This window comes from Streptomyces sp. NPDC058326, from assembly GCF_042879855.1.
Classification (GTDB): domain Bacteria; phylum Actinomycetota; class Actinomycetes; order Streptomycetales; family Streptomycetaceae; genus Streptomyces.
In genome coordinates this window covers 84,186-95,545 of sequence record NZ_JBHVZO010000019.1, presented here as the reverse complement: position 1 = coordinate 95,545, position 11,360 = coordinate 84,186, and the positions used below count along the sequence as shown (strand labels likewise).

The 11,360-nt window shown below is 74.6% G+C and carries 9 protein-coding genes; 4 read left to right on the top strand and 5 right to left on the bottom strand.

Going from position 1 to position 11,360, the window contains the following annotated elements:
* Position 1: 1 nt before the first annotated feature.
* Positions 2–781: a ZIP family metal transporter gene (locus ACFVYX_RS28815; protein ID WP_389684410.1), complete on the bottom strand. Its 780-nt coding sequence runs from the start codon at positions 779–781 to the stop codon at positions 2–4.
* Between ACFVYX_RS28815 and cobC the strand changes: the two genes are divergently transcribed.
* Complete coding sequence (gene cobC / locus ACFVYX_RS28810) at positions 698–2,761, top strand: Rv2231c family pyridoxal phosphate-dependent protein CobC (RefSeq protein ID WP_389684409.1); 2,064 nt, start codon at positions 698–700, stop codon at positions 2,759–2,761. The genes ACFVYX_RS28815 and cobC overlap by 84 nt on opposite strands.
* 158 nt (positions 2,762–2,919) lie before the next feature.
* Here the strand turns inward: cobC and ACFVYX_RS28805 are convergent, their stop codons facing one another.
* On the bottom strand, positions 2,920–3,915 hold the full coding sequence (locus tag ACFVYX_RS28805) for an SCO1860 family LAETG-anchored protein (protein WP_389684408.1): 996 nt from the start codon (positions 3,913–3,915) through the stop codon (positions 2,920–2,922).
* 298 nt (positions 3,916–4,213) lie between these two features.
* Positions 4,214–4,933 (bottom strand): siderophore-interacting protein, encoded by a 720-nt coding sequence (locus tag ACFVYX_RS28800; RefSeq protein WP_389684407.1) that lies wholly within the window; start codon positions 4,931–4,933, stop codon positions 4,214–4,216.
* Between the two features lie 110 nt (positions 4,934–5,043).
* On the opposite strand from ACFVYX_RS28800, the gene ACFVYX_RS28795 reads away from it, so the two are divergent.
* Entirely contained in the window at positions 5,044–7,149 is a 2,106-nt protein-coding gene (locus tag ACFVYX_RS28795; protein ID WP_389684406.1) for a penicillin acylase family protein, read from the top strand.
* Positions 7,146–7,709, top strand: a complete 564-nt coding sequence (locus ACFVYX_RS28790; RefSeq protein WP_389684405.1) for a GNAT family N-acetyltransferase — start codon at positions 7,146–7,148, stop codon at positions 7,707–7,709. The genes ACFVYX_RS28795 and ACFVYX_RS28790 overlap by 4 nt, the downstream gene beginning before the upstream one ends.
* A 43-nt stretch (positions 7,710–7,752) precedes the next feature.
* On the opposite strand, the gene ACFVYX_RS28785 is transcribed toward ACFVYX_RS28790, so the two are convergent.
* On the bottom strand, positions 7,753–8,838 hold the full coding sequence (locus ACFVYX_RS28785; protein ID WP_389684404.1) for an amidohydrolase family protein: 1,086 nt from the start codon (positions 8,836–8,838) through the stop codon (positions 7,753–7,755).
* A 139-nt stretch (positions 8,839–8,977) separates the two neighbouring features.
* Between ACFVYX_RS28785 and ACFVYX_RS28780 the strand changes: the two genes are divergently transcribed.
* Positions 8,978–10,078 (top strand): pyridoxal-phosphate-dependent aminotransferase family protein, encoded by a 1,101-nt coding sequence (locus ACFVYX_RS28780; protein ID WP_389684474.1) that lies wholly within the window; start codon positions 8,978–8,980, stop codon positions 10,076–10,078.
* A 209-nt stretch (positions 10,079–10,287) separates the two neighbouring features.
* Here the strand turns inward: ACFVYX_RS28780 and ACFVYX_RS28775 are convergent, their stop codons facing one another.
* The gene (locus ACFVYX_RS28775) at positions 10,288–11,346 is read right to left on the bottom strand and encodes an aminotransferase class V-fold PLP-dependent enzyme (protein WP_389684403.1); all 1,059 of its coding nucleotides are present in this window, start codon (positions 11,344–11,346) and stop codon (positions 10,288–10,290) included.
* Positions 11,347–11,360 lie beyond the last annotated feature (14 nt).

Here is an 11,360-nt window from a genome sequence, read left to right as displayed (position 1 = left end):
ATCAGCCGCCGGAGACGCCCACCACGAGCCAGATGAAGGCCACGCCCGCCACCGTGCACAGCAAGGTGGAACGGGCGGGGTGGTCGTGGTGGGCCTCCGGCAGGATCTCGGCGGCCGCCAGGTAGAGCAGGGCGCCGCCGAAGAAACCCAGATAGCCGCCGAGAAGTTCCTCCGGAAGGGTGAACAGGAGGGTGGAGGCCGCGCCGAGGACCGGCGCGACCGCGTCGGCGACGAGCATCGCGACGGCCTTGCGCCGGGCGTTCCCGTAGAGGCTCGTGATCGTGTACGTGTTGAAGCCGTCGGCGAAGTCGTGGGTGATGACGGCGACGGCGACGGTGGCTCCCATGCCGCCGCCGATCTGGAAGGCCGCGCCGAGGGCGATGCCGTCCATCAGGCTGTGCAGGACCATCGCGGCGGCCGCGGTGAGGCCGACCTGCGGGACCCGCCCGCCCGTCTCCCGGCCACCGCCCCTCATCGAAGTGCTTTGCGCTGCCCCCCAATCGGCCCCGACCCCGTGTGCCGCACGGCGGACGGCGAGGAGGCGTTCCACGACATGGGCGAAGAGGAAGCCGCCGACGAAGAGCAGCAGGGCCTCCGGGACGCCGAACACCTCGGCGCCCGCCGCCTCCAGTGCCTCCGGCAGCAGGTCGAGTCCGACGACGCCGAGCATGAGCCCGCCGGCGAGGCCGAGGACGAGGTGGCGCCGGTCGGTGACGCGCCCCGCGACCCAGCCGCCGAAGAGCGTCATGAGGAACGCGCCGAGCGCGACGACTACAGCCATGGGCCTTTGGTACCGGATCGGGCGGAGTCCGCGCACCTCGGTGCGGGCGCCCGGGCTCAGGGTGCGGTGGGGGCGTCGGCGTCGCACGTCGGCGCCCGGGGCCAGAGTGCGGTGGGGACGTCGGCGTCGCACGTCGGCGTCGGTGCACCGGCTCAGAGTGCAGTAGGGACGTCGGCGTCGCACGTCGGCGTCGACGCCCGGGGCCAGAGTGCAGTAGGGACGTCGGCGTCGCACGTCGGCGTCGGCGCCCGGTCGGGGGTCACGGTGGACGAGGTGCTCGGTCTGGTCGACGCGGTGCTCCGGGAGGCGGGGCTGACCCGCGCCGACGTCCGGTCGCTCGGCACGCTCGACGCGCGGGCGGCGGAGCCGGGCCTGACGGGGGCGGCGGCGGTTCTCGGCGCGCCGGTACGGGGGTACCCGGCCGCCGAGTTGGCCGCCGTGTCCGTACCGCATCCCTCGGCGCTTCCGCTGGCGGTGACGGGCACGGCGTCCGTGGCGGAGGCGGCGGCGCTCCTCGCGGCGGCCGGCTTCCCCACGCGGGCGTGTACGGGAGCCGGGGCGGAGCCGGACGGGGGCACGGGCGCGCGTACGGGAACCTGGGCGGAGCCTTGTGCGGGGGGTGCGGGGGCCTCCGCCGGGTCGGCGGCAGGGGACGGCTCGGCGCTCTCGGGCGGCTCGGCGGCAGGGGATGGCGGGGAGGCGTCGGCTGGTGACGGAGGGCCGGGTGGGGCGGCCGGCGGCGCCGTGCTGCTCGTACCGAAGCGCAAATCCCGGCGCGTAACGTGCGCCCTCGCCGCTTCCGTCCCGTTTCGTCCGAACGAAGACGCCCCGGACGTACGGTTGTTGCCTCTGCCTCACGGGTACATCGCTGGCGAGCCTGGCTCACCCCCCACCATCCCCACCCCCCACACGACGGCGGCCATGGACATGCACACGCATACCGACGCCCACGACCTGCGCCACCACGGTGACGCCGAGGTCCGGGACGAGAAGCTCATCGATCTGGCGGTCAACGTCCGGACGAACACCCCCCCGGACTGGCTGCGGAAGCGCATCGCGGACTCCCTGACCGGACTCGCCGCCTATCCCGACGGCCGGGTCGCGCGGGCGGCGGTCGCCGAGCGGCACGACCTGCCGCCGAACCGGGTGCTGCTCACGTCCGGCGCCGCGGAGGCCTTCGTGCTGCTCGCGCGGGCGCTGCCGGCGCGGAGACCCGTGGTGGTGCATCCGCAGTTCACCGAGCCGGAGGCGGCGCTGCGTGACGCCGGGCACGAGGTGCGCCGGGTGCTGCTGCGCGAGAGGGACGGTTTCCGGCTCGACGCGGCGGTGGTCCCCGAGGACGCGGACCTGGTGGTGATCGGGAACCCCACGAACCCGACGTCCGTGCTGCACCCCGCCGCCTCGATCGCCGCGCTCGCCCGGCCGGGGCGGATCCTGGTGGTGGACGAGGCCTTCATGGACGCGGTGCCGGGTGAGCGCGAGGCGCTGGCCGGGCGGACGGACGTGCCGGGCCTCGTGGTGCTGCGCAGCCTCACGAAGACCTGGGGTCTGGCCGGGCTGCGGATCGGGTACGTGCTGGCCGAGCCGGACACGATCGCCGCCCTGGAGCGGGCGCAGCCGCTGTGGCCGGTGTCGACTCCGGCCCTGGTGGCGGCGGAGGCGTGCATGTCGCGGGGGGCGCTCGCGGAGGCCGAGCACGCGGCCCACCGGATAGGAGTGGAGCGGGCCCATCTGCTCGCCGGTCTCGCGGAGTTCGAGGAGGTGCGGACGGTGGAGGGATCGGAGGGTCCCTTCGTGCTGATCCGTATCGACGGGGCGGACACGGTCAGGGAGCGGCTGCGGTCGCTGGGCTTCGCGGTCCGCCGGGGCGACACGTTCCCCGGGCTCGACCGGAACTGGCTGCGGCTCGCGGTCCGGGACCGGGCGACGACGAACCGCTTCCTCCAGGCCCTCGACCAGGCGCTGCTGATCGGCGGCTGACCGCCCGGCGTCCGACGCGGGTCCGGGGAGGGCGACGTCGTCACCGTCGCCCTCCCCGGACCCCACCCCTCGCCCTCCTGTCCCCCTGCACGGCTCCCCCCGGAGCCTCCCGGGCGCTCCCCCCTACGACACCCCCCGCGCCCGTCCCCCTCGGGCCGTCAGCCTCGGGCGCGCGAGCGGGTCAGCGCGAGGGCTCCGCCGCCGGCCACGACGAGGGCGAGCGCCCCTCCCGCGATGTACGGGGTGGTGGAGCTGCCGCCGGTCTCGGCGAGATTCTCGGTGGGCGTGGCGCCGCCGTTGTCGGTGGTGATGCCGCCGCCGTCGTCGCTCGGCTTGGCCGTGGGCTGGTGCGTGGGCTGCTCGGAGGGCCGCTCGGTGGGCTTCTCGGTGGGCTTCTCGGTGGGCTTCTCCGTCGGCTTCTCGGTGGGCTTCGTGCCCTTGGGTGTCTCGCAGGTCGCCTCGGCGAGGGTCACGGTGCCCTTGACCTCGGCCACGCCGAGCTTCAGCGGGTCGACGTCCACGGTGAGTTCGAGGGCCGTCGCCGCGGCCGTGCGGGAGGTCGTGGAGGTACGGGAGAGGTCCAGGGTGACCTGGCCGACGTCCGGCACGGTGACCTGGGTCCGGCCGCCCGTGGCGAGGGTGGTCTTCTTGCCGAAGACCGTGACGTGGCCGAGGACGTTCGACTCGGCGACCGGCCGCTCGCCCACCGCGCACAGCGCCTTGGAGGTGACCTTCTCGACCTCGATGAGCGAGAGCAGCGGGATACCGGGCACGTGCACCTGCGCCTTGACGAGGTTGACGTACCCCTCGGCCTTCTTCTCGTCGACGGTGGCCTTCGACGTGGCCACGTCGGCGGCGAGGATGTCGATCGGCCGGCCGTCCTCGGCCCCCTGCACCTTCACGGAGAGCGCGGTCTCGCTCTCGGTCTCCGGCGCCTTGACCTCGTTGAGGGAGGTCCGCAGCGGTACGTGGACCGCCTTGCCGAGGAGGGAGACGTCGAGGCCGGTCCGCAGGACGACGGCGGTGGCGCGCCCTTCACCGCCCGTGGCCTGCGCCGCCGGAGCCAGGAGGAGGACAGGGCCGGCGGTCAGGGCGGCGACGGTCGCGGCGGCGGCGGTACGGCGTACGGGCATGCGGAAGGTGTTGCTGTTCAAGGTGGTGGAACCCCCACAAGAGACATGGCGTCGCCGGCCGCTCACCACGGGGACGGTGGGTCGGCGCGGCCTCGGCGACTTGAGACACCGGAATCTTTACGCACGGAGAGTGAACCAGCAGTCGCCTGGCGTGAGTTCACTCCAAAGGGGGGTTTCCGTGTTCATTTTCGATTTTTTGCGGCACAACCGTTCTCGGGCGTCCCGCGTCTCTCGCACGTGCGGGCGGGAACACCGCCGGGCGAGAGGAAGGAGAACGATCCGCACACCGCCGAAGTAACGGATCGTCAACGCGGCGCGTTCAGCTCGGGCGCCAGTACCCGAGGGCGTGGACGCGCTCCTTGGGGAGGGCCAGCTCCTTGCGCGCGTACGCGGCGAGGGTGCGGGTGGTCGTGGTGTCGCAGGCGATCCAGACGTACGAGGAGGCGTCGGCGAGCGCGGGGAGCTCGGCCTTCACCCGGGCGACCAGACCGGCGCCGCCGTCCCTGCGCGGAACCCGGCGCAGCTCGTGCCGCTCGACGTCGAGCCGGACCGGCAGATCCTCGTCGGAGGCGTGCTGGGTCTCGAACCAGATGGTGGCCGGAACGCCGGGAAGCGCGTCGAGGAGGGAGTTGACCGCGGGCAGGGAGGCCGGGTCGCCGACCACGAGCAGCCGCCCGGGGAGCGGTTCGGGTGTCTCGAAACCGGTGCCCTGGAGGGTCGCGTCCACGGTGTCGCCGGGGGCGCAGGTGCGGGCCCAGCGGCTGGCGACGCCGTCGTGGAGGGCGAACTCCAGGCTGAACGTGCCGGCCTCCACGTCCGGGTCGACCAGGGTGTAGGCGCGCTGGTGGGGCTTGCCCGCGCCGTCGAACCAGACGCGTACCCACATCGTGGGGTGGACGCCGGTGGCGGCGAGCAGACCGCCGTCCGTGAGGTGCACCCTGCGGTAGTCGTCGGTGACCTGCTCGGCCCCCGTCACGGTGAACGTGAAGTCCTTGCCGCGCATCAGCTTGAGAACGGCACCCTGCCAGCCGTGACCCACTGCGATCCCCTCCGCCGAGCTCCTGTAGATTAGGTCAGCCTAACCTAAAAAAATCGCAGGACGGCATGGCAGCGGGCCATGCACGACACAAGGACGGGATCGGGGTCTCCGTGAGCATCGAGGTCTACCGGGACGACTGGGGCGTCCCCCATCTGCGCGCCGCGGACCCGGACGAACTCGCCTTCGCGCAGGGCCGGGTCACCGCCCACGACCGGGCCTGGCAGCTGGAGGTCGAACGGCACCGGGCCCAGGGCACCACGGCCGCCTTCCTCGGCGCCGCCGAACTCGGCTGGGACACCTTCGCCCGCAGGTCCCGGCTCACCGACACCGCCCGACGCTGCTTCGAGCGGCTCGCACGCGAGGACGCGCGGACGGCCGCGTGGGTACGCGCGTACGTGGAGGGGGTCAACGACGGTCTGGCGGAAGGGGCGCGGCGCGCCCCCGAGTTCACGGAGACCGGCCTCACGCCCGGCCGGTGGGAGCCGTGGACCCCGCTCGCCGTCTGGCTCTCCACCCACATCCTGTTCGCCGGCTTCCCCACCAAGCTGTGGCGCGAGGAGGTGGCCCGGCGGCTCGGCGAGGAGTGGACGGAGCTCTTCGCGACCGACGGCCCCGGCACCTCCGGCTCCAACGGCTGGCTGGTCGCGGGCGAGCGGACCGCGAGCGGGGCGGCCCTGGTGGCCGGCGACCCGCACCGGTTCATCGAGGCACCCGGCGTCTACCAGCAGATCCGGCTCGCCTGCCCGGCGTACGACGTCGTGGGCATCGCCGTGCCCGGCGTCCCCGGCCTCGCCCACTTCGGCCACACCGGTCCGGTGGCGTGGGCCATCACCAACGCGATGGCCGACTACCAGGACCTCTACCGGGAGCGGCTGCGGCGGCTCCCGGACGGCGGGGTGGAGGCGTACGGCCCCGAGGGCTGGCGCCCGGCGGCCACGCACACCGAGAAGATCGAGGTCGCGGGCGCGGAAGCGGTCGTCGTCGAGGTGATCGAGACGGACCGGGGCCCGGTGATCATCGGAGCGGACGAGGAGCCCGGCTCCGTCGCGTGGGAGGCCGTCAGCCTCCGCTACCCGCCCCGCGTCACGAGCGAGCTCGGCTTCGGCGTGCTGCCCGCGCTGCTGCGCGCCCGGACCGTCGGCGACGTGGACGCGGCCCTCGACGGCTGGATCGAACCCGTTAACGTCGTCCTCGCCGCCGACACCGCGGGCGGTCTGCTCCACCGGGTCGCCGGCCATGTCCCCGTCCGGGACCGGGCCAACTCCCTGCGGATCGTGCCCGCCTGGGATCCCGCGCACGAGTGGGCGGCGGCTCCGGCGCCGCTGCCCCGCGCCGAGGTGCGCGGGCACGCCGTGATGGCCAACGCCCGGGGCCTGGCCTCGCCCCTGGGCATCGAGTTCGCCCCGCCGCACCGCGCGGCCCGGATCGACGCGCTGCTCGGCGCCTCGGCGGAGTGGACCCCGGAGACGACGGCCGCGGTCCACAGGGACACGGACAACCCGTCGGCGGCCCGCCTCCTCGCGGCGGTGGCGCGGGCGGGCGACGCGGGGGCGGGCGGTACCGGTGTGGGTGCCGAGCTCTCCCCCGCCGCGTCCGCCGTACGGGACCGGCTGCTCGCCTGGGACCGGCGGATGGACGCCGGGAGCACGGACGCCGGGCTCTACGCCGCCGTGCGCGGGGCCGTGGTGCGCCGGCTCGCCGCCCACGAGGCCTTCGCCGCGCTGCGCGAACCCGCCCCGTACCCCGAGGTGTTCCGGCCCTGGCTGGCCCTCGGACCGCGCGTCGCCTACGCCCTGGAGACGCTGCTCGTGGCCGGGCCCGTGCCCGCCGGTGACGTCGACCGGATCGTACGGGAGGCGCTCGACGAGGTCGGGGCGGGCGAGCCGCCCGCCGCCTGGGGCGTCACGCACCGGCTCGCGCCCTGGCAGGCGCTGCCCGACGCCGACGACGGGCAGTGGCCGGGGCTCGGCGGGGACCACGACTGCGTGCTCTCCACCTCCAGCGTGCCCGGGTGGACCGACCGCAGCGCCCGTGCTTCCGCCGCCCGCTACGTCTGGGACCTCGCCGACCGCGAACGGAGCGGCTGGATCGTGCCGTTCGGCGCGTCCGGTGTCCCCGGCGACCCGCACCACCGCGACCAACTCCCCCTGTGGCTGAGGGGCGAACTCGCCCCCGTCACCACCGACTGGCAGAACCTCACCGAGGAGCAGGGATGACCACCGCCGTATACGTCCACCCCGTCGAGGGCTTCGGCACCGTCACGGTCCGGCCCGTCGAGCCCGGGCACGACGCCCCGCTCCTGCACGGCTGGGTCAACGAGGAGCGGGCCCGCTTCTGGGGCATGACCGGAACCACCGTCGAGCAGGTGCGGGAGATCTACGCGCACCTCGACTCGCTCACCACCCACCACGGGTTCCTGGTCAGCCTGGACGACGAGCCGGTCGCCCTCTTCCAGACGTACGACCCCCGGGCCGACCGCGTCAGCGAGTGCTACGAGGCGCTGCCGGGGGACATCGGCGTCCACGTGCTGGTCGCCCCCGGCACGACCCGGCGGCCCGGCTGGACGGGCCGGCTGCTCAGCACGCTCATCGCCTTCTCGCTGCGGGACCACACCAGGATCGTGGTCGACCCGGACGCCGCCAACGAGAAGGCGATCGCCCGCATGGTGCGGGCCGGGTTCGAGCTGGGCCCGGAGGTCGTCCTGCCCGAGGTGGACCTGCCGGAGGTCTTCATCCCGGAGAAGAAGGCCCGGCTGGCCTTCCTGACCCGCCGCTGACCGGCGGGGGCTGCGGGCCGGCGGGGGCCGCGGGGACCGCGGGTCAGCCGACCACCCGGCCGTTGACGACGACCCGGCGCGGCGCCGCGAGGACGCGGACGTCCGCGCGCGGGTCCTCGCCGTAGACGACGAGGTCGGCCGGGGCGCCCTCCTCCAGGGACGGGCGGCCCAGCCAGGACCTGGCCCCCCAGGTGGTGGCCGCGAGCGCGGCGATCGGCGGGATGCCCGCCCGGGTCAGCTCCACGACCTCCTCGGCGACGAGCCCGTGCGCGAGGGAGCCGCCCGCGTCGGTGCCCACGAAGACCGGGACGCCCGCGTCGAAGGCGGCCCGCACGGTGTCGTACCGGCGCTCGTGCAACCGGCGCATATGGGCCGACCAGCGGGGGAACTTCTCCTGGCCGCCGTCGGCGAGGTGCGGGAAGGTCGCGATGTTGACCAGGGTCGGCACGATCGCGACACCCCGCTCCGCGAAGAGCGGAATCGTGTCCTCGGTGAGTCCGGTGGCGTGCTCGACGCAGTCGATCCCCGCCTCGACGAGGTCGCGCAGCGAGTCCTCCGCGAAGCAGTGCGCGGTGACGCGGGCGCCGAGCCGGTGCGCCTCGGCGATGGCCGCCTCGACCTCGGGGCGCGGCCAGCAGGCCGTGAGGTCGCCCGCCTCGCGGTCGATCCAGTCGCCGACCAGCTTGACCCAGCCGTCGCCGCGCCGCGCCTCGCGGCCGACGTACGCCACCAGGTCGGCGGGCTCGATCTCATGGGCGTAGTTGCGGATGTAGCGCCGGGTGCGGGCGATGTGCCGCCCCGCGCGGATGATCTTCGGCAGGTCCTCGCGCTCGTCGATCCAGCGGGTGTCGGAGGGCGAGCCGGCGTCCCGGATGAGCAGGGTGCCCGCGTCCCGGTCGGTGAGGGCCTGCTTCTCGCTGGTGGCCTCGTCGACGGGGCCGTGCCGGTCGAGGCCGACGTGGCAGTGGGCGTCGACGAGTCCGGGCAGCGCCCAGCCCTCGACGGTGACCGCCTCGGCGGCGGGCCGGTCGAAGGTGATCCGTCCGTCGACGCACCACAGTTCGTCCCGTACGTCATCGGGGCCGACGAGCACCCGTCCCCTCACGTGCAGCACCGCGTGATCGCTCATGCCTGCACTGTACGAGGACGGGTGCCCGGCGGGGAGTCCGGGCCCCGGGGCTTCCGGGCGGCCGTGGCGGGGGCCTCGGTACCCTGCATCCGGAGTTCCGCCCGCACCGCACCGAGTCGAAGAAGGCACCACCGTGACCGTGACACATCCGCTCCTGGACCTGGCCCCGCTGACCGCCGCGCATTTCGCGTCGATCGAGCGGCGGGTGGCCGCGCTGCTCTCCACGGAGCAGGACGTGGTGATCACCCAGGGCGAGGCGCTGCTCCCCCTGGAGGGGTGCATCCGCAGCGGGGCGCGGGCCGGATCGACCGCGCTGAACGTCGTCACCGGGCCGTACGGGCAGACCTTCGGCAACTGGCTGCGGGACTGCGGCGCGACCGTCGTCGACCTGGAGGTGCCCTTCCACACCGCCGTGACGGCCGAGCAGGTGGAGCAGGCCCTCGCCGAGCACCCGGAGATCGACTTCGTGTCCCTCGTGCACGCCGAGGCGGCGACGGGCAACACCAACCCGGTGGCGGAGATCGGAGAGGTCGTACGGGCCCACGGCGCGCTGTTCTACCTGGACGCGGTGGCGTCGATCGGCGCCGAGCCGGTGCTGCCGGACGCGTGGGGCGTGGACATGTGCATCATCGGCGCACAGAAGGCGATGGGCGGTCCCGCGGGTGTGTCGGCGGTGTCGGTGAGCGCGCGGGCCTGGGAGCGGTTCGCCGCCAACCCGGCCGCGCCGCGCCGCTCGTACCTCTCGCTCCTCGACTGGAAGGAGCGCTGGATCGACGGCGGCCGGAAGGCGCTGCTCCACGCTCCGGCGCAGCTGGAGATGCTGGCCCTCGAGGCGTGCGTGGAGCGGATCGAGGCGGAGGGTCTGGACGCCCTGATGGCGCGGCACGCCTCGGCGGCCGCGGCGACCCGGGCGGGTGCGCTGGCTCTCGGCGGCGGTCTCGAACCGTATGTGTACGAGGCTAAGGACGCGGCCCCCGTCGCGACGACGCTGCGCACGCCGGCCGGGGTGGACGCCTCCGAGCTGGTGGCGAAGGCGCTGGCCGCGGACCCGTCGCTGCCGCTGATCGCGGGCGGTGGGGCGCTCGCCGCGGAAATGATCCGGGTCAACCACTACGGGGTGGACGCGACGCCGGGCGCCGTGCAGTCCTCGCTCGCCGCCCTCGGCGCGGCGCTCGGCGAGACGGGCCGCGCGGTGGACCTGGAGGGCGCGCGCCGGGCGGTCACGGAGGCCTGGGCCTGATCGGAGCGGCTGTGACGGAAGGGGCGGGGTCCGGGGTCCGGACCCCGCCCCTCCGCCGTGCGGGGCGGGCGGGACGGCCCCTCGGACACCGGTCCCGGACCCCCGCGTAACCCTCAGGGGCGGTACGGCGCCCCCGGCCCCCGCGTAACCCTCAAGGGCGGTGCGGCGCGCCGCCGGCTCCCCCGTAACCCTCAGGTGCGGTACCGGCCTCAGCCCGAGAGGACGTCCAGGGTCCGGTCCACGTCCGCCGCCGTGTTGTACAGGTGGAAGGAGGCCCGCAGGTTGCCCGCGCGGGCGGAGAGCAGGACGCCGGCCTCGCGCAGGGCGTCCGCGCGGTCCCCGAGGCCGGGGACGGCGACGACCGTCGAGTCGTCCGCGACCGGCTCGTGGCCCAAGGCGGCGAGTCCGGAGCGGAAGCGGGCCGCGAGCCCCTTGTTGTGGGCCTCGATCCGCTCGATGCCGGTCTCTTCGAGGAGCGCGAGCGAGCGGGCCGCCCCGTGGTACGAGAGGAAGGCCGCGGGCTCGTCGAACCGGCGTGCGGTGCGGGCCAGTTCGCGGACCGGACCGTAGCTGTTCACCCACAGCTCCTCGCCCGTGACCCAGTTGGCGTGGATGGCGAGGAGCGAGTCCTGCGCCTCCTCGGTGACGGTGAGGAAGGACGCCCCCCGCGGGCAGAGCAGGTACTTGTAGCCGCCGGCGACCGTGTAGTCCCACTCCCCCGCGCGCAGCGGCAGCCAGCCGGCCGACTGCGTGGCGTCGAGGAGCGTACGGGCGCCGTGCGCGGCCGCCGCGGCCCGGATCGCCGCGAAGTCGGCCGTCCTGCCGTCCGCCGACTGCACGGCGGAGAAGGCGACGAGCGCGGTCTCGGGCCGGACAGAGTCGGCGAGCCGCTCCAGGGGCACGAACCGGGTCTTGAGGTCGCCGCGGATCGTGAAGGGGGTGATGACGGAGGAGAACTCGCCCTCGGGGAAGAGGATCTCGGACCCGGCGGGCATCGACTGGGCGATCATTCCGCAGTGCACGGCGACGGAGCTGCCGACGGCGACGCGCTCGTGCGAGACCCCGGCGAGGCGGGCGAAGGCGGCACGGGCCTCGTCGACGATCGCGAAGCTTCCGGCGCCGTCGGGACGGCCGTCGGCGGTCTCCTCGGCGAGGAGCGTCACGGCCTCGATGGTCCGGCGGGGCAGCAGCCCGCAGGCGGAGGTGTTCAGATACGTCTTCTTGGGCGCGAACTCGGCGCCCCCGAGGGGCCGGTCAAGGGATTCCATGACCCCACCCTGGT

Bases quoted from the DNA above. Each gene is read 5' to 3' on its own strand.
- ACFVYX_RS28815 (WP_389684410.1), bottom strand. From the start codon at position 781: ATGGCTGTAGTCGTCGCGCTCGGCGCGTTCCTCATGACGCTCTTCGGC.
- ACFVYX_RS28790 (WP_389684405.1), top strand. From the start codon at position 7,146: ATGACCACCGCCGTATACGTCCACCCCGTCGAGGGCTTCGGCACCGTC.
- ACFVYX_RS28785 (WP_389684404.1), bottom strand. From the start codon at position 8,838: ATGAGCGATCACGCGGTGCTGCACGTGAGGGGACGGGTGCTCGTCGGC.
- ACFVYX_RS28775 (WP_389684403.1), bottom strand. From the start codon at position 11,346: ATGGAATCCCTTGACCGGCCCCTCGGGGGCGCCGAGTTCGCGCCCAAG.